Here is a 25,559-nt window from a genome sequence, read left to right on the forward strand (position 1 = left end):
GCGATTGGTTGTGACATTCGATTTTATAAACCGGCTAAGCCAGTGAGAAAATCAATTTGGCGCATTGACGAGTCATATCTCACCATTCCAATCAAGAAAGACTCAGTTTGTTCAATTTATAAGAAGTTGATTTGAGCGGTTTGATGTTGATGAGATTGGGTTACACAGCGGTTACATGGAAAGAAAAAGTGAAAGACAAAACAAAAATGGTTACATGCCAAAGAGTGTAACCATTTGATTTTAATGCTAATACTTGGTGGCCTGGGGCGGAATCGAACCACCGACACAAGGATTTTCAATCCACCCTTTTAATAGGCGAGGCAATCATCAGAAAATCTGCCCAAGCTTGCATCAATGGCCGACGCTGGTCCAATAAGTCAGTCCGATGATAGGCGGCCTCTACTTTGTTTTCCACCTGATGAGCAAGTGAGCGCTCAGCCAAATCGCGTGAATGACCATTCTCACTGCACCAGTCCCGAAAACTTGACCGAAATCCATGCGCCGTTGCTATACGGCCTGGTGTGTCGCTTAGTGCTTTTACACGACGCAAAAAACTGGTCAGTGTCATGTCTGACAATTCAACCTGATCGCGCGGTGACGGAAATACCAGTTTGTCATGCAAGCCTTGCTGTTTCCTTAAAATCTCAATGGCGCATGCCGACAATGGAACCCTGTGTAACAACTTGGCTTTCATCCGTTCTGCCGGTACTGTCCAGATTGTATTATCCCAATCCACTTCCGACCAGGTCATGCCCCTGACCTCCCCAGAGCGTGCTGCCGTCAGAATCAGGAATTCCAGCATCGGCCTTGTGACATCATAGCGTTCAGTGCTATGTAAGTGCTTCGCTACAAAGGCAGGAATATCCTTCCAGGGCATGGCCGGATGATGTTTTGTCCTGACCGATTTGCCCGGTTGCTGAGGAAGCAAGTGATTGACTACCGTAACAGGATTGGATTGGCAATACTCATGTGCCCAGCCCCAGGCCATCACTGCATGTATGCGTTGCTTCAGTCTGCTGGCCGTTTCTGCTTTCTCTAACCAGATGGGGCGCAAAGTATCGGCAATATGCCTGGGTAAGATTTTATCCAGTGGCAGATCGCCCAGAAGAGGGAAGGCGTATTCAGTCAATGTATTAATCCATTGCTGGCCATGTTTTTCATTTTTCCAGCTAGGTAACAATTCTGCATGCAGCGCTTCAGCCGCCGCTTGAAATGTTGGCACGGTCAATTTTGCTTTGGATTTAATTTTCTCCTCAAGTGGGTCAATCCCTTTCTCAATTTTCTCTCGCATTTGCAAGGCGACTCTTGCTGCTTCAGCAATGCCAATTTCAGGATAGCTACCTAAACCGGCATTGCGACGTTTGCCCGAATCAGGACTTACGAAACGTAGCACCCATTTGCCACTTCCTTTTGTATTGGATGGATGTAATGCAAGACCAGTCACTCCGCCATGGGCGAGGGCTGCTGAGTTGGGCTTGATATTGCGGGCTTTTAAATCGGTGAGTACAGCCATGATCTTAATCTATCCTTGAAATGAATAAAGCTGGTATGCCATCCAGTATGCCATTTTAAGCTGGATTTGAATAGATGAAGTTGGAATGTATTGGACTGAAATATTGTTAAGTCATTGATTTGTATGCTTTAATTGTGTTTAATTGGACTCTGTTGGAATTAAATTTGGCGGACACAGCTTCCGCCAATAACATGTAAAGAGGGGTTAAATCTAGTAAGGTTTAACCCCTTTTTCTTTTGTAAATCAATGATTTAGCGTGATTTTATGCAATTCTGCGTAATCTATTGTAAATAATGATAAATAGGTAGAATGTAGGTAAGCACAAAAACTTACCTACATTCTAAGATGTCACTTACTGCCAAACAAATTGAGGCGGCAAAGCCAAAAGAGAAACCATATAAGCTACGCGATATTGAGGAGCTTTACGCTTGAAGTATGTGATGCACTGGGGTGATGAGCAGATCAGGCAGAAATTGAGGCTGCGTCGCTTACAAAACGTGCGCTTGATTTTGGACCGTGCGAAGGTCGGTTTCAACAAGTGCTTGAAAAGTTTAAAAGTCCGGCTGTAGTTCGAACCTACGACTCGCATGCCGGTATCCCGCACCTACTGTCTGCCCCTCAAAGGGGATAGACACGTCTGAAGAGTTTAATACCTAATTTCTGAAGCCCGCTACATGCGGGCTTTTTTGTTCGTGTATGGGTGTTAATTTTAACGTTCAAGTGTAAGTGGAAATCACTTCGGGTTACACTCTCCAATCAATTTGAATCTGCTATTTCATGCGATATATTATGAATTTAAAAGTTATTCTCGTCTGCGTACTGTTCTTTCAAGCAATGGTTGTGACTTCAGCAGACATATCTGCAAGTACAGATGAGAAGACTTCTGAAAATAATCAGCATACAAGAGATAAAATTGAAAAGCTTGAGGCTATTCAGCGTCAGTTATTAGAGCTATTAACAACTAAACCATATCCGATATCAGAGCATGGCCCGACACCACAACAGTTGGACGAAATCATTATTGATACAAACCGTCGGGTTAAAGCACTTTCGAAAAATGAGGAATACCAAGCCTATATGAAAGAAATTTATTCTAGGCTTGAGGACTGTATGAATGAGAACTATTCGATAATTCAAGAAAAAGAATTATATGGCAGTGGGATGCTCAGATTTACACTTGACAAGGATGGAGGTCTAGTAAGCAACACAATTATTCGAAAAAGTGGGGTATCTGAATTAGATAGTCATATATTAAAGGTAGTTGCAGCATCGGCCCCATTTCCTGCAGTACCGAAAAGTTATTATGAAATATCCGAAGAAAAAATTTTCTTCGAAAGAGTTGAGTTTGAATATTTCCGTGACAGTTCGATCGATAAATCAAATGTACAGTTTCACTGTAAATTTAAATGACAATTGTTCAAGCGTAAGTTGAAATCACTTCGGGTTACAATCTTGAGCTGGGTAAAAAAAGCTGCCACATTAACGCGTAGTATTTTTTTTAGATTCTTTTTTTCATTCGCTAAATGAAATTATTTTCTCCCAAAAATAACGAAAGATCATTTTGAAGATATTCACTTTTTCAATCTTGTTAGCATTTTTTAGTGGCCAATTGTCTGCTGCCGACAATGTAGCGAATTCAAAAATTGAAATGCAAGGGGTGGGGATCAAATCAATTCTGCCTAATGGATTTAAGTATCCGCGTTTAGGAACGTTGCTAATAGACGATACTGGTACGGCCGGGGTCACATTAATTGCAGCGCAAATCACCAAAAACAATGTCGATAGATTCCACGAAAGTCAGAAATATTCGTTTCCGAATCCTCCGGAATTATTTACAAATGGAAAATTGAAGGGGCAACTCTATAAACGTTCTAGGGTTGGAAGTATTGGAAATTGGGATGGCATTTGGCTTAGCGTCACCAAATCTAATATGCAATTAGACTTGATTGTGTTTAACCAGGGCCCACAAGAGGATTCGCCTGAAGTCTTCAAACGAATGCGACTTTTTTTAGACAATTTGGAATGGGATGAAAGTAAGCTGGACAGTGAAACCGCGTTCGGAGCTAGGGTCGCCATTCCTGGGATGGTTCCGGTAAAAAAAGTAGTTGGGGCGTTGGCCTACAATAAAACTGGGGAGATTGGGGACTCTAAACCCAGCGTTCAAGTTAATGCACTCCCTTTTTCTCGGGCGCTAAACGTTACAGAATTTACGAAATTGTGTACAGATTCATTGAGTCGCGTGTTCGCAGGAAAGAAGTATGATGGGCCGTTTACAACTACTAAAGGTGGCATAAGTGTTTGCGATGGCTCGGGACCTGATGGAAGAGGCAATACTATGTATGTTGCGGTAGCGAATCTTCAGACTGGTAACGTCATGAATGCGATCGGGTATATTCCTCTATCAATGACTACCTTAAATACGCTACAGATAAGAGACGCAATCCTCAATCTTAAATTATTGCGTTGAACGGAATCAGTTATGCGATTTCCGAAATTAAAGATCGGGATTAATTGGTGCTAGGTACATAGAACAATAGGGCGTTTGTTTGCTCAGGAATTCAAAGCGGTCGTTGAAAAATCCATGCGATGCGGATCGTAAGGCTGGGATCAATAATGCCAGGGTCAGGTCGTACATTCATACATTTCATCAGTGTAGAATTGTCGTAATATAAGCGTTGTAATCGGCCTCTGCCGAAAATCGTCCCGAAGCAAACACGAGATTTTTACTCATTGAAAATCAATGACTTAGAATGTTTGCTTAAGAGATCTGACCCCATTTTTCTATGCGCAATAATGCTTTTTGCTTTGATAGAAATTACAGTTATACCCTTACTAGCAGAATCTAAAGAAGAAAATCGTTTATTAGATAGTTGCTATATTGATGATAACCAGCACTCAATCGGCAGCATTGCAAAAATGAAAAACGGTCAATATAAAGAATGTGTGCAATTAGTGGATAGAGCGCCACAGTGGGGGGCGCTTAAGAGGGAAAGAATCCGCTAGTCATCGAAGACTTTTAGATTTGTGAAGTAAATCGTTAGGCCCAATAAATTTTTAAGTCCAGACGGACATTCTCGGAGCAATTTATGTATGTAAGATCCTTAACACTTGAAAATGTGCGTTCATTCAAAAAGCTTTCTTTTGACTTTGAAAGACCTGATAAATCATTTGCTGGTTGGACTGTATTTTTGGGCGGGAATTCGTCTGGTAAATCTACATTATTAAAAGCAATTGCGATTTCACTAATGGGGCCGGACTCAGGTCGTCAGTTAATGGGTAATAGCTTGGGATGGATAAGCAATGGGGAAAAGAAATCGGAGGCAATTGTTTCCATCGCTTGGGAAACTGGTCAAGACTGGTTTAAATCTACTGGGAAATCTCCACAGGAATCGTTTGAAGCAGGTGTGAAATGGACAATGGATGCAAGTGATCTAAATGCTTCACCAACATTTAAGCCTATAGAGAAGCGGACTACTCAAGGAACCAGACTTCAGCCTGCAGACCGTGGCCCATGGAATCCAAAGGCGAAAGGTTGGTTTTCGGCTGGTTATGGGCCAATGCGAAGACTGTCTGGAAGCTCTTCTGAATCTATGCGATATGCTACTGAAATCGGATCCGTTGGGCGCTTTGTAACTTTGTTCAGAGAAGATGCTGCACTAAGTGAAAGTGAAGAGTGGTTGAGAAAAAATTATTCTAGAACTCTTGAAAAAGACATAGGAGATCTTTCAAAACTTTTGGAATCAATTAAAGAGCTATTGGGTGACGGGTTGCTCCCTTACGACATGAAAATTAGCCGCCTCTCAGTTGATCATGTTTATGTGTCCGATAATCGAGGAATCGAATTGCCAATGAGAGATATCAGTGATGGGTGCCGCAGTATTTATGCGACGATCCTCGATATTGTTCATGGTCTGTTTGAAGTATATGGTTATGATAACTTATTTAAAAAAAATGCAAAGGGCGAAATATTTATTGATCGTCCAGGAGTTGTTCTTATAGATGAAATTGAGGCACATTTACATCCATCTTGGCAAAAAGATATTCCAATTTGGTTAAGGAAACATTTTCCTAAAATTCAGTTCTTGGTGACCACACATAGCCCATTAGTCGCTCAAGCGGCAGATCCAAATGGAATATTCGTACTGCCATCGCTTTTCGATACAAATCGTGAGCCGCGTTTATTGGACGAAGATGAGTACGAAAAGATTCGTTGGGGACGAGCAGAAAAGACACTTCTAGGCTCTGCCTTTGGCCTTGATACTACGAGATCTAAATGGGCGAACGATCAAATTGAAAGATGGAAAAAATTAACCGCTAAAAAGAAAGCCGTTGGTACCCTTGCCAAACCAGAAGAGGAGGAACTTCAAAGTTTAAAATCTCAACTTGAAATTGCATTGGAGCCTGTATCGGAACTGGAGGGCTAATGAGAAAATTTGATCCTCGCCCAGCTCTGTCACTAACTTCTTTAAATAAGTTGAGTGACAAAACTGCCGAAATTGCGTCCTCCAACGATCCGAAAAAAAGGGCTGAAGAAATTTACAAAGTATCACGCACCACTGTGTGGTTTAAGAGTTCTGTGGTCGATTCTTTAAAAAAGTTATCAGGATTAGGTGAACGCTGCATGTTCTGTGGCAGCAGTGAAGCGTCTCAGGTAGATCACTTTAAACCTAAGGCAACTTTCCCTCATCTAGCAATGGCGTGGGAGAATTATATTTGGATTTGTAGCGTATGCAATCAAAGCAAATTGGATAATTTCCCCCTAAGTTCTGATGGATCAAGTCTTCTTATAAATCCGATTGATGAAGATATTTGGCAATTTTTTTCTCTCGATGAACTTGGTTATATTCTGAGTAAATGGGATGTAGCTATTGACGATGTAAACGTGAGATCGAAAACGTGTGAAACTTTTTATAAATTCAATCGACAAGCTGTTCAGGAAGCTAGACAAAAGCGAATTTGTTCATTGAAAGAACAAGTTTCAGATAGCATTCTTTTAGAGAAATTCGGGTATTTATCTCAAACTGAGTTACATAAACGCCTGCAATCATGGATTGAGCATCCATTTCATCCAGAAGTTCCGCAATATTATTTGCTGGGGGCGGGGAATGTGGAAGAGCCATTTTCCACGTTTTTGGGTTTAGTAAATGGTTGAGAGCGGGGTCACCCTGAGGTTCCCTCGATATTTCGTCTTCCAACAGATGGATTCTATGCGGCCAGTTTCTGCTGACTTTGTTCACTTTCCCATTGTTCGAGGTACTGGATTGGTGAACGGTAACCAAGCGTTGAGTGCTGCCGTTGACGATTATAAAATACTTCGATGTAATCGAAGGCCGCATATTTCATTTCATCGTGGCTGGCGTATCGCAGACCATGGTAACGCTCATTCTTGAAGCTATTAAACCAGCTCTCAGTCGGGGCATTGTCCCAGCAATTTCCTTTTCGACTCATCGAGCAGGTCATGCCGAATTGCTGGAGTTTTTCCTGGAATGCGTAGCTGGCATACTGACTGCCACGGTCTGAATGATGCATGACTCCCGCTGCAGGCTTTCGCCGGAACCACGCCATGGTCAGTGCATCTGTCACGATATCCGTTGTCATGCGTGGCCTGAGCGCCCAGCCGATCACCTCGCGATTAAACAGGTCAAGAACAATTGCCAGATACAGCCAGCCTTCATCTGTCCACAAATACGTTATGTCCGACGTCCATACTTGATTAGGCGTGCTTGGCCTGAAGTTCCTGGCAAGCAGGTTCTCTGCCACTGGCAAGCGGTGTTTCGAGTCTGTAGTGACCTTGTAGCGCCGTTTGTGGCGCGCTCGGATATTGTTCTCACGCATTAGTCTCTCAACACGTTCTTTGCTGGCCGTGAAACCACGTAATCGCAGTTCCCGCACCATACGCGGACTACCGTAGGCTCCCTTGATTTCAGCATGAATGGCGCGTATCAATGCAAGCATTTGCTCGTCTGTTAAACGCTTACGGTCAGGTATGCCGCCACGCTTCCACGCACGATAACCACTGATGCTGACTTCCAGAATCTTACACATGTCGGATAGCGCAAACGACTTACCCTGCGCATCAATCCAGGCGTACTTTACAGAACATCCTTCGCAAAGTACGCCGCTGCTTTTTTTATGATTTCGTTCTCCCGTTTTAGACGGGCAACTTCAGCGCGCAGTCGAGACAATTCCATTTCTTCAGGAGTCACCACTCTGCTGCCAACACCGTTAAGTTTGCCAGAAGCGGCAGCCTTCACCCAGTTGCGTAGCGTCTGGTCACTTAGTCCGAGTGCCTTGGCTGTTGCCGGGATGGAATCTCCTTCTGCTACCCGTTTGATAGCGAGTTCCTTGTATTCGACGGTATAGGCCTGTTTTGGTATCTTCTTCATTTCTTGTGCTTCCAAAGTAACGTTATTTTACGCCATCTATGGAAGACTAAATTTCAGGGGAAGCTCACCCATTAGCCCCCGGTAGTCAAGTAGTCGAACAACATACTCGCAACACAGTGCGATCATATTTACTGCACCACCACACGCTTGTTTCAAAATGCCGTCGTGCCTTTTGCTTCAACGTGTGGTTGCGTGAATCGCACCAGTCACCCATGTGGATCTAGCGAAACATCAAACCTGGATTTCGCCCAAGTAGCACAGCTACTCCAGAAGCATCTCAGTACCGCGTTGCGTCCAAGTGATGGGCAGATCTGTGGCTACCGGATTCGGTTCCAACCCCTTGTGGCTCGCATTGCAGACGACTCATGTTAAAACAACGATTGTGACGCCGTGCTGGACCTGGCGCATTGCTCTTAAGCCGGGCGCGCCAGTAGGCCAACCGTTTGACATCAAGCGCATGCTGACGGGCAAATGCTGCCGGTCGCAAGCCGCTTTGTTGCCATTGATTGATCCGCTCTTGCCAAATTGCTCTGCGTTCTTCATGTGTCATCCTGATTTCCTCAGTTTAAAAAAACTGAAGTATCATCAAACTGAATATCAATTCATAGATGGGACGGTTGGACGCTTACGACCGGGCGGTGTCGGTTCTGTGATGAAGCCGTCAAGCCCGATCTGCTGTTTTGTGATCGGGATTGTCGGGATGATTTTGAGAGGGAGAGGGCGGCACGGGCTCGGGCGGGGAATGGGATCTAATCAAGCTGTGGTGTGCCAGTAGAAGTGAATGTATTCATCTTCATATTCCGCAAAAAGATCGACGATAAACTCGGTTTCCATGGAGTACATGAGCAATGCGCCTACAAATTGGCCTGACTGATTCAGGGGGAGCTGGGGCTTGAGGATCAGGTGAAAACATTGTTCCGCGACTAATCCGTTAAATTTCTCTTCGGGAATCGGCCTGAATTCCGCCTCTTGTAAATATGGTCCATAGAGTTTTTCACCTTTTGACATTTCCGCAGCTAACCAAAAGCGTATGCCATTGTCACCGGGGTATTTTGGGGCACGTGATATATAGATGTTTTCTTCCGAGTCCGGTACAGCAAATGCATCTTGACGATACGTAACAAAATATAGACCCCGGTAGCGATGAAGCCCGAAGATGTTGATGTCAATTTGGTCTAAGTCAGATTTGGAGAACATTTAAAAATAGGAATTATATGAGACTACCGTTGCAATCAAAATGCTTTGTGATTAGGGCAGCAATCTATCTGCAGCATAAGACGTTTGCTATCTCCCCTCTGGCAAATTCGGTGCAGCCTCAGTGAGGCATAGCCAAGATTGTGCATATTCTACAATACCATCTTCTGTCTTACGCCTTTGAAATCCAGTGAGCATGAACCGGCCTTCATTCATCCAAAGCAGACGCGGTTCAAATAATGTCTCTTCGTAGGCGCCACGGATGAACCGGGCCAGATGTACTATACAGTGCAGACCTAACGCAAGGCCAGGGTCAAACGCAAGGCCAGGGTCAGGTCTGACATTCATACATTTCATTAGTGTAGAATTGTCGTAATATAAGACCTGACCCCATTTTTCATAGGCGTGCGCAAGGTGACGCCATCGTTGCGCAGTTCCAGCGTGGTTGCGCCAACGACAAAACTAAACTTGCCCTCTGCTGGCAAAGTGATGATGTAGTGATGCTCGGCGTGGTTGTAATCAGCCGTCGCGCCGTCTGGGTACTCGGTGCGGGTGTTGTCTGGGTTGGTGTCTGGTGCTGGGTTGTGGTTGCTGGCGATGCCTGGTAAGACCACGCCGCCCGCAAATTCACCGGATGGCGAAAGTAAAACGCATTGTTCTCCAACAGTCGGCGGGTTCCAGGTCTTTGTTTTGCCAGCGCGTGCCGTTGCCATGGGCAAGAAACCGGTTTTGATATCACCAATTTGCAGGCGCACTTGCGGTACGCGGCCGTGCTTGACTTCGGCAATGGTGCCAAAGCGAACTAGATTTTGCAGGCGGCGGGAGAGGTCGGCAAGGGTGAATTCCATGCCTACTATGGTGACGTGACCGGGCTAGCCAGTCACGCGGGGAGGGGTTGCTATGCGGCTTATCAACTCAAGGCATGCGATACTACGTGTTTGACAACCACTTTCGAAAATCTGACGCTGCAGCAGGATCATTCAAGCGCGAGATCCAATTATTTTCTTGTTCGTTGGTTGAGTCTGAGATAGAAAATACGACGATCGGCGACAATTTTTCAGCGGCAAAAAAACCCTCATTCTTTAAATTTTCTAGCGCCGAAACACAACATTCGTAAACTTTCTGTTTGAATTTATCTCGATCAGTTGATGAACTCATCGACGAAAACTCAGCCAAAAGGAATTGAGATAGCCTAGAAAAATGCTCTGCGCCCTCAAACTCATAGGCCCATTCTGCCGGGCTCCATCGATAATATTCTTTATCATCAACATCTTCGGCCACTTTTATACTCAAATGGTTTGTCGAATTCATTGACGGGCAGATTGTTGTTGCATCGGCGTCCGAATAAAGTGCATAAGCGCAAAAATCTTCGTTTGGATATTTATGCATGACCTGCGAAAAAGCCAGTTTTGCAGATTGCTCTATTTTTATCTGAAGGTCTATAGCATCCAATTGAGTCTCCAATTCGTTCTTTATTTCTTAGGCGTGTGGGTGGGATATTTTTCGGCGAATTCTACTACAGCCAGTCCGCGTAGGTGCGATTAGTGAAACGTAATCGCACGCATGTCGAGACTGAAAATATCTATAGCCATCACTAAATCATACGTGCGAATACGCGGGGCTATTCGCACCTACGCGGGCTAAGACGCTTAGTAACTCAGAGGCTTTTACGCGTGCGCGAGCGGTGTGAGATATTTTGAGGTAACAAGCGTACGAATAGGCGGGGCTATTCGTACCACATAGGCTGTTAATTCACATAAATTTATAAGACAAACCAATCTGGAAAATTTGATCATTCTTTTTATTGAATGGAAGTTTTCCGGCACTATATGCTATGAATAAATCCTTTTGTAATCCGATACGTATTGTTGCTAGTTGAAATTTGTCCAGATCTGCATTTTTGATTGCAGTTGAGGCTCCGTTTTCCAAATAATATCTATAGTTGAATTCAACTGTATCTATGATTGATGATTTAACTTGAACCAAATATAGAAGTTCCAAATCCCATCTGTTGTACGGATTCATCGCAGTCGTACCTAGGGCTTTTTTCCTCTCATCGTCACCTTTTGGATCAACGCGTCCATAGTAGGCATCGAATGCAAACTCGTCGTTCTTAGCTAGGAGATTACGTTTCCCAATCGTAGCAGTGACACCGTACACTAACTGCTTGTTTGTGAAACTTTGGTCAGTTTCATATTTTGTAAAGAAACCAGAAAGTACATCTATTTCACCGCTAAAACGATATTTTCCATTGAGCTCGAACTCGAGCAAATTCTTGGGATTACGATCTTTCGATGCTGCGACTGTGCCTTTTGCAGAGTAATTGACGAATGCGTTACCAACTGTAGCATCAGGGTCAATTTTGTCAGTGCCCGCATCATTGGAACCGAGATTTAGATTCTTCCATTTCCCTGACAGCGCGTATTCGAGCCCAAGTGTCGAACCACTCCCATTCTTAGAGTCGATCATTACAGGATTGATCGACAACGATGGATTTGGCGCTGCCTTAGTTTCGTCTGCATGCGCCGGGAGAGATAAGAAAAATAATGCTGCATAAATTAAAAAATTTTTCATTTTATTTATCTCACATTTCATCTGGAAATTTAATCAATCCATCAACAACTTCGGCGAGGTCGCATATAGTCTTTTTCCCGTCGCCAAATATTTCAGCGATTGCTGTAAGAATGTCTGCTGAATTGATTGTTTGCTTTTCTTTTGTAACAACATACGTTTTGACAACCCCTTTTAAGAAGTCGCGGGCGATACCCATTGATATGACATCGATGATGTCAATATTGCCTGTGGTTTTAGGGAAATACCGGAGTGTCCCCATTTTGACTGATCCAGCTTTTTCAAAAGGGATATCCTTGTCTTCAAATTGATCCAAGAAATTATCGCCCTCAAGGACCTTATATGTGGCTACGCATGCGTTATTTGCTTTCCACTGATATTGTGCAGTTGCCATCACTTCTCCTTAATAGGATCTATTAATTGAGCATGAAAAGTGACGGTCTTTGTATGATCGTAAAGTTCATGTCACTTTGTATGCCTTCATTAAATGTCATTAAGGCATGACTTAATATTAGGTGTATGGCTACAATGTTACAAGTACTTACAACATTAAAAATTTGATAATTTGCAAAAAACATACAAAATTTGACCGGCATTGAAACCTAGTATCAATGCCAATCGATGAATCACGCCTCAACCAAGCCATTCCCCCGCGCTTTGAAGATATAGCACTTCATCGACTTGCCAGCGATGGCGCTGTTGACGACGGTGTTTTTTAGATAGGTGTTGTATTTGCTCAGAGGGATGTTGCGGCGGATCTCCTAGCGGTCGGGGAGGGGGATTTTGTTTTCTTGGGCCAGGCGTACCACTTCGTTGATGTTTATGGCGAGGGTGGCATTGTCGCGGGCGTGGTTGGTTTTTATGCCGAGGTTGTTGAGTTCTTCGATGGCGTCCCAGAATTCTGTGATGACGGTGGGTTCGTCTGGCTCGGTGCTGCCGAGGACGGCCAGTGCGGGCGCGGGGTAGCCTAGAAGGGTGGAGAGTTCTGTCAGTTCTTCATAGAGCGCCTGGCGCTTGATGGCGTGGGTGGTGGGTTCTAGTTTGTTGAGTACGTCATGGCGGGCGCGGTGTACGCGCAGGCGGTCTGCCACGGTCATGGTGCCGGGGGGCTGTGCCTTGGCAATGTGTATGATTATTGATTGATGAAGTGTGTAATAAACAACATGCTCATAAAATAAGGCGTGTTATGGCACTGTTAATATGATCGCGGTGTGTTGCGAGTATGTTGTTCGACTACTCGACTATCGGGAGCTAATGGGTGACCCCGGATTTCTCATGCGGCGAAAAATGAATCTCGTGCTGTCGGGAATATAGCTGGTTTGTCAGGGACAAAGTGATGACTTCAGATACTTCATAACAAAAAGATGGAATGTGGTCTTTTATAAAAGTATGCAACAATATGCACTCTGAAATGGGGCGTATATGCACTTAATGAAATATAAGATCGTAAACAGGTTCTAAGGGCTTCATTGATGACGATGATCACCATTCGTTTCGTCAGGATTGTTAACCTGACTCGCACAATGCATGCACATCAACAACGAACGGTATTCGGTTTTGAATCGGACACGTTGCAGCAAAATGAGGTCGTTGTGCCAGGCTGGCCAGACGTAAAGGCGGGCGCCCTAATCAGTTTGTTTTTTGATCAGTCAGGCAACTGGAAGACAATACAAGGGTGGATAAATCACGATACAGGTGAATTTTCTGTTAAAAGTATTGGCTATCATAAGGACACCATATTACGCTGCGTAGCCGTGATGTTGACACTGTCCTTTTGGGGTTTCCCAGATATACTGAATACAGTCATTTTTCTTTCGCTGTTTTTTTGGGTCGGTTTATCATCGCTCAAAATTCGCAAGCTTCGTCAAGTCCGTATTGATTTGAAAACTGCTTTAAGGCAGGGGAAGCGGCTAACTTGCTGATCTGTTTTTTGTGCCGACTGGAATGGATCTGCTCACTTGTAAGCACCTCATCAGCACCGTCTTGACGGATCGCCATAGTAATAGCAGGTAGAATACAGGCTTTAGTCGCGATTGGGAGCGGGGTCAGGTCTGACATTCATATATTTCCAAACCGGCGGGCGATTATGCGCTGCTAATGGCCCCTAGGCGGGTTAGGTATTGACCACGCTCCTCAACCAAAAACATTCTCCCACGTCTGGTAATTCACGAACGACAAAGCCGCGTCTTTCCAGTACGCGGCGTAATTTCAGGTTGGGCGTGGCACAATGTACGGCGTGCACACGCCATTCGAGAAACTGCAAACCTTCGCGTTGTGCATAGCGGTTAGCCAATGATGCCAGGGCGGGTAAGGCGCCTTCGCCGCCGCCATCAACGTGCGCCAGTTCCATAATGAGGGTGTCACCAGAAACGCAAAAGCGGCCCAGCATGTTGGCTGATCCTGCCTTGAAGACCAGTGCTTCGTCGCTGAGTATGATGGATTGCATCAGTTCAGCAGGAAGGTTCAGGATTTCGTCTGTGGTGTAGCCTTCCAGCAGTATGTTTGACATGGGTTTGATGGATGATCAATATTGGTTATCGATCATAACAAAATTCAGTCAGTCGATGGCCCGTAACTGGGTGCGAGGAGCAGGTCTGACATTCATATATTTCCAACTCGACGGGCGATTACGCGCCGCTAATCGCCCCTTGTACGCGGGTTGAAATTAAAGGTGGAGACAAAATGCAAAAAAATATAGCCCCCAAAGATGTGCCGCAATGGATAGCATCCAGCACCACGCCGGAAGATGCCAATGAATTGCAAGTCTGGTCCATCTCCATGATAGCCAGGATAGAACGCGGTGACCTCAACATCGGCATCCTTCCACTGGATGAAGCGCGCCAGGTTCCGGTGGCCCTGCGTAAGGCGTTTGATCTTGGGCTGGCAGAGGCGGGCATACATCTGGCAGACTGGCTGGTGCGCAATCCTACCGATGATGCCGATGTCCCGGCGGCAGAACAAGTCTTGCTGGAAGTGATAGCGCGAGGCAAAGCAGAAGCATGTCAGACCTTGATGCGCTATCGCTGGTTTTACCGGCGCGATACCTGTAGCGATGAAGAAGCGCAGCAATCCTTCACCTTACTCAGTAGATGGTGCATACAACACCAGGATGACAGCGATGCTCTCTACCTGCTCGCGCTAGTCACCTGCCACGGCTTTGGTACCGATGAAAACCCGGTCAGATCGGCGCAAATGCTCAACAAGGTAGCTTCCATGGGCAATACCGACGCCATGTTTGAACTCTTTATCTACCATGCCCAGGGCATAGGCGTAGAGGTTAATGACGACAAGGCCGTAATCTACCTGCGCCGCGCAGCCGAAGCTGGACAACTGCGTGCCATGTACAACCTCGGTGCTTTCCACGCCAGTGGCAGCTATGTAGAACAAGACATGACACTATCAGTAGCCTGGTACAAACGCGCCGCCGAAGCCGGGCACCCAAAAGCTGCCGAGACACTCGCCATCATGTATGAAGAAGGCGAGGGTGTAGAGCAGGACGATGCAATGGCGCAAAAGTATTGGGATATGATTGCTTGATAATGCCGTGCGCACAAAACGTAAAGGCCACTCAACGCAGAGGAACAGTCAGTAGGGTGCGAATTTAGAATGGAAGTGCCGCTCTTGTAACCGTATCGAAGCATTAGAGTTTAAAGCACTGCAATACACATTCAACACGCCCTAGGCAAATGCTAAACATACGCTGCACCCCAGCCAGCCCGGTTGCAGGTTTATCCCGCCATCAATTCCTCTATCGCCGCCACTGTCTTGGGCACGGCACTGCTCAATATTTCGCAGCCATCGTCCGTGACGACAACATCGTCTTCTATGCGAATGCCTATGTTCCAGTATTGTTCAGGCACGCCGGGTGTCGGGCGGACGTAAATACCGGGTTCTATGGTCAGGCTCATGCCGGGACGCAGGATGCGCCAGGGGATTTCTTTATCGCTTTGCGCAATGCCGTTGACCGGCTCAAGATAGTCACCAGCATCGTGTACATCCATGCCTATCCAGTGACTGGTCCTGCACATGAAAAATTGTCGATAATCACCGTTGGCGATAACATCTTCCACCGTACCACATTGCTGGCTGTCAAGCAGGCTGGTAGTGAGCATGCCTGCTGCGAGTACCCTCACTGCTGCGTCGTGCGGCGCCATGAAACTTGCACCGGGCCTGACAGCGGCAATTGCAGCCAATTGCGCGGCCAGTACCAGCTCATACATGGTCTCTTGTGCAGCAGTGAACTTACCCGTAGCCGGAAAAGTCCGGGTAATGTCAGATGCGTAGCCCTGGTATTCACAACCCGCATCAACCAATATCAGCTCACCTGCCTGTGCCAGTGTGGCACTGGGGTTGTGGTGCAAGACACAGGCGTGTGCGCCAGCCGCAACAATGGCTGGATAGGCAGGTGCAGTTGCACCCTGGCGATGGAATTCATGCAGCAACTCTGCCTCAAGCTGGTATTCCGTTTGCCCTGGTCGCGTAAAACGCATGACGCGGCAATGTGCTTGTGCCGATATACTGGCAGCATGGCGCATGATCGCCAGCTCAGCACTGTCCTTGATGATGCGCATTTCATTCAATACCGCATGCACATCATGGAGGTGGGCTGGTGCCCGGACGCCCGTGCGTGCCTGCAGGCGTACAGCATGCATCCAGGTTTGTACGCGGGCATCAAGTGCAGCATTGCTGCCCTGGGCATGGTATAGCGCCGCAACGTTTTTGATGAGGGTTGGCATCATGTTATCAAGTGTGGACAGGGAATAAGCAGCATTAAAACCAAAATGCTCGCGTGCACCTTCGGGGCCATGGCGAAAGCCATGCCATATCGCCTGTTCGGCATCTTTGTCGCGGCAAAACAGGATGGATTGCGCCTGTTCACCTACTACAATGACAATGATCGCGTCTGGCTCACTAAAACCAGACAGGTAATAAAAATAACTGTCATGTCGGTACGGATATTCCACATCGCGATTGCGTATTACCTCAGGCGCGTTGGCAATAATGGCGACACCACCACCCTGAGCACGCATGTGGGCGATGAGCCTGGCTCTTCTGGCGGCGTAGTGGGACGGATGTGGAACTTCAGACATATTTTCTCCTTAAGCAATGAGCGGCTTTTTCCTGATGAAACGCAAACCCCAGTTGAGATTGACGCCCAGGCTGGCCAACACGATCAATAGCAAGCCTGCCAATTGCACCAGGCTGATATGTTGGCCATACACAAGATAATCAAAACCGACCGCGGTCCCTGGGTAAATAAATGTCAGCACGGCAATGGCACTTGTAGGCATCCTGGGCAAGGCTCCATAGATCAGCACATAGGCTAGTGCGGTGGGCAGCAAACCCAACCCGGCCAGCCAAACCCATTGCCCTGTGCGCAAGCCGCCAGCGGGCATTGCAATCAACCCTGCCAGCAGGATGACTCCCACCAGGCAATGAATGAGTGCAATCAAATGCGGCGGCATGGCACGCATGGCGCGTGTAGTCAGGGTGACGCCGGCATAGGCGAGAGCGCCAGTCAGTGTCAGCAACAGTCCTGTCAGGTACAGCCGACTCGTCTGCATGCCTTTGCCTTGGAGACCACAGGCTAGCACCAGCCCGGCAAAACCCAGGCACATCCAGGCCAGTTTGTTGGATGCAATTCTTTCACGGAAAAACACTGCTCCGAGCAACAAGACAATGAAAGGCTGGACGTGGAAAACGATAGTAGTAACCGAAATGCCTATGCGTTCTATCGCAGCAAAAAAACTCACCCAGTTCAAGACCATCAGCATGCCACCAAACACAGCCAACCCCAGGTTCTTGCCAGAAAAATTGGCGCGTACGAACATGCCGCGATACCAGCAGTACAACCCCAGCGCGATAGCTGCAAACAGGCAGCGAAAGAACACAGTTGTAATCGCATCCAGCCCGGCCTCATGAAAAAAAATGCCTAAGGTAGCCAGCATCAACATGGCGGCGATGTAGGCCAGTGTGGCATTACGCTGGTATGGAAAGATCACTTGTGATACAGACATGCTTTGCTCCCTTCTGGGTTATTGCGCTATCATGGACTTATGCCACACATCAGACAAGCTGATTAAATTGAAGTCATTCATTCGAAAAATTGAATCATGAAATTACCTGAATTGAACCTCGGTCAGTTGCGCACCTTTGTGGCTGCAGCAGAGCGCATGAGTTTTGTCAGCGCCGCAGAAACTGTGCACAGATCGCAGGCAGCCGTCAGCATGCAAATCAGCAAACTCGAGGCCAGCCTGGACCAGCCCCTGTTTGAAAGACATACACGGCGCATCGCCTTGACACTGGCAGGCGAAACCCTGCTACCTTACGCGCGCCAGTTATTGCAGATCGAGCATGCGGCACTAAGCGCTTTGCGCACGCAGGAAGTGGTTGGCAAAGTGGTGTTGGGCGCGCCAGACGATTATGTATTGTCCCTGTTGCCTCCTGTGTTGGAGCGGTTTGCGATGAGGTTTGCCAAGGTAGAAATAGAACTGGTTTGCCTGCAAAGTATCTTGCTCAAACCCTTGCTGAAGAAAGGCGCGATCGACCTGGCTTTTGTCACCCGTGGTGAAGGCCTGGATGGTACGCTCATCCGCCGCGAACCCATGGTCTGGGTAGGCGCAGAAAAGCATGCGGCCTGGAAGAAGAACCCGCTTCCTATCGCCCTGTATGAAAAAGGTTGCGTCGCCCGTGAGCAAACACTTGCTGCACTGGAGAAAAGTGCCCGTCCCTATTGCGCCACCTATAGCAGCCCCAGCCTTCTGGGAATACTGGCAATGGTGGAAGCAGGCCTGGCAATAGCCGCCCTGGCCGAATGCAGCGCCCCCGCCCATCTGGTGCGCCTGGGAAAAGCCGATGGCTTGAAATCGATAGAGCCGCTGGATATCGTGCTCATCAAGGGTCGAAAAAACAGCTCACCGGCGGCAGAATGTCTGGCAAATGAGATCATGCAGGCGTTGAGTAGCAAAAACTGATGCATGGGACGCACGGTGTCGGAGGTTCGAATCCTCTCGCTCCGACCAATTGAATCAAAGACTTACGTTTATTACTGAACGCAAACACAGTGCTGTATATTATAGATAGGACTTACTGTTGTACGGGCGCGGCGGCTTTGTGTAAGGTCGCGTACAACTTTGCACAGATTTGCAAACAAGATTGAATTTCTAAAAATTAAATTAAGCCCACTTTGGGCGCTATTTTTTCTAGCTGTACGAGATAGTGTACCAATCACTTTGACGAAGTTAATGGTTTGGAGGCAGATGCTGGGGTAGGTATATTGATTTTGACCTCCCCTTTAGATTTCTGCGAGGTATCCACGAAAAACACGTATACCATGAGGGCAGTAAGAAGAACACAAATTACCGTTGGAACTGACTTAGTCGCTTGCACCGCTTGTTGATATTCTTTTTCACCCCTTTTCACCGTTTCCCACTCGCCCTTCAGTACTATTATTGCTTGCAGAGAAGCTTTTTCCGCCAACTCAAACACTTCATCAATATTCGAATTGACATCTACCAGATAATTATTTTGTTTCTTTATTAGCTCGTCTATCAGTCCAAGTAATTGTGCGTGACCTTCTTGTGAGGAGTTCAGACGAAATTTGATTTTATAATACGTGTCAGCAGCAGCATGCCGAATCTCTGTTATTTTTTCTAAGCTTATATTAAATTTTTCTTGAACTACATCTGGGCGGCGAGCTCGTGCCTCTTCCATCCAACGCACCATTAACCGTGCGCTTGAAAAAAACATCGCAAGTTCTTCTCTTAGGGAATCAATCCACGCCTGACGAAATTCAGAAATTTTCGTTTCTTTGGAGGCAATTAAATTTGAGCGTGCGATTACTCCAGCAATGAGCGCTGCGGCAAGGGTAGCCAATGCTGGCACATATGGGCCAAATGAATTTTCCATAGTTCTCTCTTATATTGTAAGGGCGCGACGGCTTTGTCCCTCGTTTGCAATAATTTTGTCCCTGGGAAGCGCTTCAATTAGCGGCTTAATTGTCACTACGCCTGGGTGGCCACCACTAATGTATGGCGGCAGCGAACGTTGCATTTGTTTGCACGCAATATTGAAATTACTACCTACTCACCATGATTCAAGATCAACTGTTTAATACGCTCTAGTCGTGCTGAATCGTTAGCTAGCTTTGTAAACTCATAAACGCTTAGCTTGGCAATCATTAGTGAGTACTCAAGGACATCCTTTTTATCCTCTTCAGTAAAGTTTGGCCCGATATCTATAGCGGTGCATCGACAATTGATTTGGAACATTCCAGAGTGCGTGTAGCTATTCATCATCCCCCAGTATTTCTTATGAATTTTAGAAAATTCTCCAGAGTTAAATTCATCAACCTTTTCAATCTCCGCAATCATTTCAGACATTTTTAGTTCTAATTTGTCTTTCAAGAACTCACTTACCTGCTTGTCGGTAGCACAATGGGCCAACCAGAGACCCCGAAGATACGTCTCATAAATTACTCGGATAAGAGCGGCTGCGGATGATGGCATGTCATGATTAATCAGAGTCACAATTGCCTTAAAATGTTCATATGCTATATCAAAAAGTAAAGTGGCCAGACGAGGTCTTTTTTGCCCACCAAAAGTAATCTGCATATCGTTACGAATATCGTCAAGTTTCTTGAGCGCATCAATAGTTTCCAACAGGGGTGACTTAGTCATATTTCCTCCGAGTATAAAAGACAAATTGCATTTTGTTAGTAAAACGACACTTTATGTAAATGTAAGCTGCAATTTTGCTGTTGCCATTTTACTCTCAAGAATGGCTTAGTCCCCTTCAGCACGATAGCCCTAGAACAGGCTGTCCATAATAGATGGCTCCCAATAGGTTATTACCAATTCCTTGCTGGTTTCGGCTGGCCATGGGTGTTGGATACACTGTATTTAATATCCAAACCCATCATGTGTAGCCCGCGTAGGTGCGATTAGTGAAACGTAATCGCACGCATGTCGAGACTGAAAAATTTCAATAGTTATCCTGAAACTATGTGTGCGAATACGCGGGGCTATTCGCACCTAGATGTATTCATTCCACGCCGCCCGCAGCCGCGATCTTCACCATCTTGGGGTAGACATCCTGGTACTCTGTAAGGAAACCATCGACAAACGGTTGCATTTCGACCAACAACTGTCTTGCTTCTTGCCAGCTTGTCGGAGACTGCTCTGAATCCCACGATGTGTGAGTGATTCCCGTTATCGGGCTTGTCCTTTGAGACGGCACGAAGTGTTCGACAATCGGCTCACCATAGCCAACACGCTTGGGGCCTGATGAACTGGATACTAAAATGACTGGGAACCTCAGCATGTATTCGTTACCAGATGGATCAAAGAAGGAAGCACTGACTGAGCCACCATCACGATAGACATCGAACCTGGATAGATGAGATACGATTGGTTTCATGCGGCGCTTAACATTGCAGGTAAGGGGACGCCCGCTTGGGGGCGGTCCATCGGACGCCGTAGGCCGTGGCGGTCTTGACTGCCATGTTAGGCGTGTGCCGAGAAAGATAAGGGTGGTTTTTCAATTTCAATCGAAACGCTCCAGTAGCGCAGTAGCCCAGTTGTCCCAACTAGACTCCCCGAGCGAATCCTCGCGTGCACCAGGATGGAATTGAAGCCACCAGTCTTTGATTTGGGCATATTCTTCGCGAGTGAGCCTGAAAGGAGACCAGGTTCCCATTCTCTCGTCTTGATCACACGGATCGTAACCCACTAACAAGAACTCGTTTAGAAAATCCCGCGGTGGGAAAACCCCGGAGTTTTCTACTACGCCAAAAAAACCAAATAAGACCCTTGAGTTTTCGGCTAGCACCCTCTTGGCTTCATTAACTGCGCTGGACATGATTTTTAGACGTCAAACGTGTTTTAATTTTTTAAAATGGTCAATTAACTGGCCACGCAAAACTGGCCACGCAAAAGCAAGCGTTCCGTTTCTCTGGAAACCGTGATGTTGCCTGCCTCAAATCCGTCATACCTCAAAAATAGACGGTATAACAGAGTCTACAAAAGAAGCGAGATGAATCATTTTCATTCTACTATCGAAATTAACCGCCTTGCAATTTCCCCTGACAATAAAACTGTTCATTTCGGATTGAATTCATACAACTTAGAAATGAAATTTTGTTCAAAGACACTTGTATCTGGCAGCCCCAAAAACCGCCTCTCTTCATACTGCACCTCAGCCCCACCCGCCACAACCCTATCCCGTAGCCCATATTGATGCGGGGTGCGGGGTCAGGTCTGACATTCATACATTTCCAACCCGGCGGGCGATGACGCGGCGAACGATCGATAATTTTAGATGGTGACTCCTATGGGTAGAGATGAAGCAATTGATCTTTTAGTGCGACGCGACCTTGCTCGGCTTTCCAAGGAGGAGCGTGAAGTCTTGTTGCTAGATTGGTGGTCCATTGATGCAGGTGATCCTGACTATGAAGGTCTTCCCGATCTTTTAAAGGTGATGATTGCCGGTACTGACGAGCCGGACGACACGAAAAATGCGATATATGATCCTCTACTAAAGATTGCTCTTAAACATTCTTATACAGGGGTGATCAACTCGTATTTGAAAAACCAGATTACCCTTCTAGGGTTGGAAGGCGCGATTGAAGGCGACGTTGAGGTGCTAGCAGCTTGCCCCTGTTGCAGATACAAGAGCCTGCGTGTGAGTGCAGCATATGAAATTTGTCATGTGTGTTTTTGGGAGGATGACGGAACAACGGAATTTGATCGACTCAGTGGGCCAAATCATATGACGCTACGTGATGCGCAGCAGAATTTCCAAAACATTGGTGCTGTTACTGAAGATGCTCTACGATATGTCCTTTCGGATGGTCGGGATCGATATACTGAGACACAGGGGCAGGCCTGATATTCATACATTTCCAACCCGACGGGCGAATACGCGCCGCTAATCGCCCTGCGGGCTATAAGGGGCAAGCGGTGGATGCAACATATCCGAGAAATTTATCGAGAACTCAGTTTGAGATTATGACTAAAGTGCAAGATTGGATTGCCAGTACCTTGAAAGGCCGATAATGAAAGTACGAAGTGTTGTATGGACATGGAGTAATAGTGCTGACGAATATCTTAAGATTGCTGATATCGGTCAAGCACTACCGGCAGAATTATTCAATAAAAATGAATTTACGATTAAATTTAAAAACGCCTTCGAAAAAGGTGCTGCTTATTTTTTCGAGCCGCTAAGATTATCTCAGCCGGCGACTTGGAATGCGTTGATGTTTCAATGTGGGACACCATTTGTTGCCCAGATTAAAACACACCCGACCTTGAACCTGGCGTACACGATTGCAAATGATTTGATGGTAGAAATAGGAGGGTTTGATCCAGGGGCTCATCTACGAGATTGGAGCGGGATTTTTGCAGATTTACCAGAATTTATGCATGGGTACTATCAGAATTTCAATGGTATGCATGCGTCATACGAAAATGTGATTTCGCCATTTTGCTCATTAAATTTACCTGCTAAGGTAGGTACATGGGTACGACTCTCAGATTTTGCTTCAGACTATAAAATTTCCAAGAAGCGCCTGTTGCGTATTCGCACTGAACTCGGTGATCCTGAGTATATCGACATTATTATTTGGACAGAATGGGATGATCTGGTACTCATCAATCACAACACGCATGACAAAAAATTGTATGTGATTCCTGAAGGGCGATTTGAGAATTATTTCGAACTGCAAGAACCGCAAAAGAAAATTGACGAGCTCTGTTCCCATGTATTGACGGGCTCACTAGAACCCTATTTCTTAAAACCGTGAGATCAGTAGCCTGCGTGCGATTAGTGAAACCTAATCGCACGCATGTCGAGACTGAAAATATTAATAACCATCACTAAATCATGCGTGCGAATACACGGGGCTATTCGCATCTATGCGAACTGAAACAATCGACCAGAAAAAACTACAATTAATCAACTAACGATTTCAGCCAAAAACGCAGAAAGCGCTTGAATTCTCGGCGATGGATTTTCAATTAACTCATTTGTCAATAAGAGGCCGTGCCTTACTTTGTCGAACGGCACACGACTATTGGTCAATTCGTTAAACATGTCAGCCAAGAGAGTAGCGCCATCCACCTTTTCAAACCAATCGTCAGAATTGAACGCTACATTTGACAGGTTTTTTGGGAAATATTTATTCTTTTTACCATTCAACAGGAGCCAATCATCTATGGCATTTTTTGCGTAGAGTGCTGTCTTGCCTGTGTCTTCTTGGTTTAAAATTTTTTCGATTGCAAACGACTCAATTAAGTAATTTTCGTACATTCTGCAAGGCAACCATTTCACCAGATTCTGGCTTTTGCTTTCAATTTCCTTGCGTTGATTCTCATCAGTATTTTCCCTGTCAAAAATGAAAGATAAAGCCGGTGGCATTAAAGTGAATCCCTTAGATAAGCGTCTATAAATGTTGTATACCTTTTCCTTAAATTTAATTTGAGTAAGGTCGGCTGTACTATGAACACCCAGAATCTGAATACCGAATAACGGTTGATTCCCAAGCCGCATAATTAATTGAGGAAAGCATACTTCTTCCGTCTTACCTTCAACCCAAAGAATGGAGTCAGCTCCAAAGACATCACCAAGGCGCACTCCTACCTCAGCCATGAACTCACGTAATGCTTCTTGGTTATCAGATGCAATAGTATTGATTTCGCTGCCCATCTCGCCACGTCGGACCATAAGAACCCTATCTGATGGATTAATGTCCAACGCCACTGGAGAGTGAGTAGTAATAATATATTGGTGCTGCGGATGATTTCTCAGGATTGACAGTAATTTGCGAACTGCACCGGGGTGCAAAAAACTCTGCGGTTCATCAATGATGATTGTCTTAGGAGTATCCGCCGTAACAACAACATACAATATTGCGAGAACTTGACTGATACCTGTGCCGCTTTCGCTCAATGGCACCGCAAGATCATCACGCTCATCTTCCTCGGGAATAGTCCAAACAAATATTTTTACTGTATTTCCATTATCTGATTTGACAGTAATACTGGTAATGTGAGGAAAGACAGTTTTTACTAATGAAATTAGACGTTGCAATCTTCCAGGGTTTCCATGCAGTTGATTTAGTACATCTGCTAGATTTTTGGCATCGGATTCTAGTTCAGAACTAGCGGCAATTTTGCACTCACCTAATGACATTCGTTCAGCACGAAAACTATAGGAGGCTGCCTTCAGAAATACTGCATAGTAATGAGCGTAGTCAGGATTCTGTTCTCTGGTAATGCTCTCAAAAACGAATTCTATATTGTTCGGCCAACCACGATTTTCAAAGACTCGACGCTCGGGCCTCGTATCGTCGTCTATATGCGTGAATCTTCCATTGCGCGGTCCGCCTTTGATCCACGTTGTAACATATTCTTGCTCGCTTTCAATTAGGTCTGCAATATTTGAAATCGATTCGGGTATAAAAAATGTTCTCTGTGAAAGAAAAAATGAGCGGAGATTTTCCGGTGACAATTTATATTTGACGAAAACTTGAGAATCTGGTTCTAAATTTGCCCCTCTAAACTTGACAGTTCCCAATATCTTGGTTGGCCTCGAATTAAAGTTCAAACTTAGTGCCTCGACAAAAGCGCTTTTACCCGCATCATTGCGACCAACAATGATATTAAATGTGGGACTGAGTTCTACTTCGCCAGAGTCATAAAAACACTTGTAGTTCTTAATTCGAATAGATGAAATTGGCATATGTATTCTCTACTTAATTGTTGGTAAATGCGTTAATGAGATCTTTCCTTGCGTATCGTTCGCCACTGCGGCGCCTGATTGGGTATTAGCCCGCTGTGCGATTAGTGAAACGTAGTCGCACATATACCGAGCTTAAAAAATATCAATAATCATTACGA

Annotated in this window: 26 protein-coding genes; 10 read left to right on the forward strand and 16 right to left on the reverse strand. The window is 45.7% G+C overall.

The annotated features are described in order from the left end of the window. Positions 1–295: 295 nt before the first annotated feature. Complete coding sequence (locus ACO0K9_RS02150) at positions 296–1,513, reverse strand: tyrosine-type recombinase/integrase (RefSeq protein ID WP_422981288.1); 1,218 nt, start codon at positions 1,511–1,513, stop codon at positions 296–298. A 789-nt stretch (positions 1,514–2,302) separates the two neighbouring features. On the opposite strand from ACO0K9_RS02150, the gene ACO0K9_RS02155 reads away from it, so the two are divergent. The 5 genes from ACO0K9_RS02155 (at position 2,303) to ACO0K9_RS02175 (ending at position 6,665) form a co-directional block, all read left to right on the forward strand. After that, positions 2,303–2,923, forward strand: coding sequence for an energy transducer TonB (locus tag ACO0K9_RS02155; RefSeq protein WP_422981290.1), 621 nt, complete (start codon positions 2,303–2,305; stop codon positions 2,921–2,923). A 151-nt stretch (positions 2,924–3,074) separates the two neighbouring features. Then, positions 3,075–3,980 carry a hypothetical protein gene (locus tag ACO0K9_RS02160; RefSeq protein WP_422981292.1) on the forward strand — a complete coding sequence of 302 codons (906 nt, stop codon included), beginning with the start codon at positions 3,075–3,077 and terminating at the stop codon, positions 3,978–3,980. 263 nt (positions 3,981–4,243) lie between these two features. Then, positions 4,244–4,516 (forward strand): hypothetical protein, encoded by a 273-nt coding sequence (locus tag ACO0K9_RS02165; protein WP_422981294.1) that lies wholly within the window; start codon positions 4,244–4,246, stop codon positions 4,514–4,516. An 83-nt stretch (positions 4,517–4,599) separates the two neighbouring features. Continuing rightward, positions 4,600–5,937 (forward strand): AAA family ATPase, encoded by a 1,338-nt coding sequence (locus ACO0K9_RS02170; RefSeq protein WP_422981296.1) that lies wholly within the window; start codon positions 4,600–4,602, stop codon positions 5,935–5,937. Next, entirely contained in the window at positions 5,937–6,665 is a 729-nt protein-coding gene (locus ACO0K9_RS02175) for an HNH endonuclease (RefSeq protein ID WP_422981298.1), read from the forward strand. Before ACO0K9_RS02170 ends, ACO0K9_RS02175 begins: the two co-directional genes overlap by 1 nt. A 53-nt stretch (positions 6,666–6,718) precedes the next feature. Here ACO0K9_RS02175 and ACO0K9_RS02180 read toward each other — a convergent pair. From ACO0K9_RS02180 to ACO0K9_RS02215, 8 genes are all read right to left on the reverse strand, one after another. Further along, a protein-coding gene (locus ACO0K9_RS02180) for an IS3 family transposase (RefSeq protein ID WP_422981300.1) occupies positions 6,719–7,899 on the reverse strand; the annotation gives its coding sequence in 2 pieces (ribosomal slippage) (positions 6,719–7,647 and positions 7,647–7,899; 1,182 coding nt in all). A 277-nt stretch (positions 7,900–8,176) separates the two neighbouring features. Further along, positions 8,177–8,449, reverse strand: coding sequence for an IS66 family insertion sequence element accessory protein TnpA (gene tnpA / locus ACO0K9_RS02185; protein ID WP_422981302.1), 273 nt, complete (start codon positions 8,447–8,449; stop codon positions 8,177–8,179). Positions 8,450–8,652: 203 nt separating this feature from the next. Beyond that, the gene (locus tag ACO0K9_RS02190; protein WP_422981304.1) at positions 8,653–9,096 is read right to left on the reverse strand and encodes a hypothetical protein; all 444 of its coding nucleotides are present in this window, start codon (positions 9,094–9,096) and stop codon (positions 8,653–8,655) included. A 353-nt stretch (positions 9,097–9,449) separates the two neighbouring features. After that, on the reverse strand, positions 9,450–9,941 hold the full coding sequence (locus tag ACO0K9_RS02195) for a phage baseplate assembly protein V (RefSeq protein ID WP_422981306.1): 492 nt from the start codon (positions 9,939–9,941) through the stop codon (positions 9,450–9,452). Positions 9,942–10,023: 82 nt separating this feature from the next. Further along, positions 10,024–10,545 (reverse strand): DUF4303 domain-containing protein, encoded by a 522-nt coding sequence (locus ACO0K9_RS02200; RefSeq protein ID WP_422981308.1) that lies wholly within the window; start codon positions 10,543–10,545, stop codon positions 10,024–10,026. A gap of 300 nt (positions 10,546–10,845) precedes the next feature. Next, complete coding sequence (locus tag ACO0K9_RS02205) at positions 10,846–11,667, reverse strand: hypothetical protein (RefSeq protein WP_422981310.1); 822 nt, start codon at positions 11,665–11,667, stop codon at positions 10,846–10,848. Between the two features lie 10 nt (positions 11,668–11,677). Next, positions 11,678–12,058, reverse strand: coding sequence for a hypothetical protein (locus ACO0K9_RS02210; protein ID WP_422981312.1), 381 nt, complete (start codon positions 12,056–12,058; stop codon positions 11,678–11,680). A 367-nt stretch (positions 12,059–12,425) separates the two neighbouring features. Continuing rightward, positions 12,426–12,761 carry a hypothetical protein gene (locus ACO0K9_RS02215; RefSeq protein ID WP_422981314.1) on the reverse strand — a complete coding sequence of 112 codons (336 nt, stop codon included), beginning with the start codon at positions 12,759–12,761 and terminating at the stop codon, positions 12,426–12,428. Positions 12,762–13,136: 375 nt separating this feature from the next. Between ACO0K9_RS02215 and ACO0K9_RS02220 the strand changes: the two genes are divergently transcribed. Then, positions 13,137–13,586 (forward strand): hypothetical protein, encoded by a 450-nt coding sequence (locus ACO0K9_RS02220; RefSeq protein WP_422981316.1) that lies wholly within the window; start codon positions 13,137–13,139, stop codon positions 13,584–13,586. Between the two features lie 191 nt (positions 13,587–13,777). Here ACO0K9_RS02220 and ACO0K9_RS02225 read toward each other — a convergent pair whose 3' ends face one another. Continuing rightward, positions 13,778–14,173, reverse strand: coding sequence for a hypothetical protein (locus ACO0K9_RS02225; RefSeq protein WP_422981318.1), 396 nt, complete (start codon positions 14,171–14,173; stop codon positions 13,778–13,780). A gap of 173 nt (positions 14,174–14,346) precedes the next feature. On the opposite strand from ACO0K9_RS02225, the gene ACO0K9_RS02230 reads away from it, so the two are divergent. Then, a complete protein-coding gene (locus tag ACO0K9_RS02230; protein ID WP_422981320.1) occupies positions 14,347–15,201 on the forward strand; it encodes a tetratricopeptide repeat protein in 855 nt (284 codons plus the stop codon). A 191-nt stretch (positions 15,202–15,392) separates the two neighbouring features. Here the strand turns inward: ACO0K9_RS02230 and ACO0K9_RS02235 are convergent, their stop codons facing one another. Together ACO0K9_RS02235 and ACO0K9_RS02240 are read right to left on the reverse strand one after the other, a co-directional pair. Next, a complete protein-coding gene (locus ACO0K9_RS02235; protein WP_422981322.1) occupies positions 15,393–16,754 on the reverse strand; it encodes an aminopeptidase P N-terminal domain-containing protein in 1,362 nt (453 codons plus the stop codon). A gap of 9 nt (positions 16,755–16,763) precedes the next feature. Then, positions 16,764–17,681: a DMT family transporter gene (locus ACO0K9_RS02240; RefSeq protein WP_422981324.1), complete on the reverse strand. Its 918-nt coding sequence runs from the start codon at positions 17,679–17,681 to the stop codon at positions 16,764–16,766. 96 nt (positions 17,682–17,777) lie between these two features. Between ACO0K9_RS02240 and ACO0K9_RS02245 the strand changes: the two genes are divergently transcribed. Next, a complete protein-coding gene (locus ACO0K9_RS02245) occupies positions 17,778–18,638 on the forward strand; it encodes a LysR family transcriptional regulator (RefSeq protein WP_422981326.1) in 861 nt (286 codons plus the stop codon). A 253-nt stretch (positions 18,639–18,891) separates the two neighbouring features. Here the strand turns inward: ACO0K9_RS02245 and ACO0K9_RS02250 are convergent, their stop codons facing one another. The 3 genes from ACO0K9_RS02250 to ACO0K9_RS02260 form a co-directional block, all read right to left on the reverse strand. Beyond that, positions 18,892–19,572, reverse strand: coding sequence for a hypothetical protein (locus ACO0K9_RS02250; RefSeq protein ID WP_422981328.1), 681 nt, complete (start codon positions 19,570–19,572; stop codon positions 18,892–18,894). 173 nt (positions 19,573–19,745) lie between these two features. Then, positions 19,746–20,342, reverse strand: coding sequence for a DUF6988 family protein (locus tag ACO0K9_RS02255; protein WP_422981330.1), 597 nt, complete (start codon positions 20,340–20,342; stop codon positions 19,746–19,748). 364 nt (positions 20,343–20,706) lie between these two features. Continuing rightward, on the reverse strand, positions 20,707–21,081 hold the full coding sequence (locus ACO0K9_RS02260; RefSeq protein WP_422981332.1) for a hypothetical protein: 375 nt from the start codon (positions 21,079–21,081) through the stop codon (positions 20,707–20,709). Between the two features lie 912 nt (positions 21,082–21,993). On the opposite strand from ACO0K9_RS02260, the gene ACO0K9_RS02265 reads away from it, so the two are divergent. Together ACO0K9_RS02265 and ACO0K9_RS02270 are read left to right on the forward strand one after the other, a co-directional pair. Further along, a complete protein-coding gene (locus tag ACO0K9_RS02265; RefSeq protein WP_422981334.1) occupies positions 21,994–22,551 on the forward strand; it encodes a CPCC family cysteine-rich protein in 558 nt (185 codons plus the stop codon). A gap of 166 nt (positions 22,552–22,717) precedes the next feature. Beyond that, positions 22,718–23,464 (forward strand): hypothetical protein, encoded by a 747-nt coding sequence (locus ACO0K9_RS02270; RefSeq protein ID WP_422981336.1) that lies wholly within the window; start codon positions 22,718–22,720, stop codon positions 23,462–23,464. A 152-nt stretch (positions 23,465–23,616) separates the two neighbouring features. On the opposite strand, the gene ACO0K9_RS02275 is transcribed toward ACO0K9_RS02270, so the two are convergent. Further along, a complete protein-coding gene (locus ACO0K9_RS02275) occupies positions 23,617–25,401 on the reverse strand; it encodes an AAA family ATPase (protein ID WP_422981338.1) in 1,785 nt (594 codons plus the stop codon). Between the last annotated feature and the right edge of the window lie 158 nt (positions 25,402–25,559).

The organism is Undibacterium sp. Ji50W (assembly GCF_049340445.1).
Lineage (GTDB): Bacteria > Pseudomonadota > Gammaproteobacteria > Burkholderiales > Burkholderiaceae_D > Undibacterium.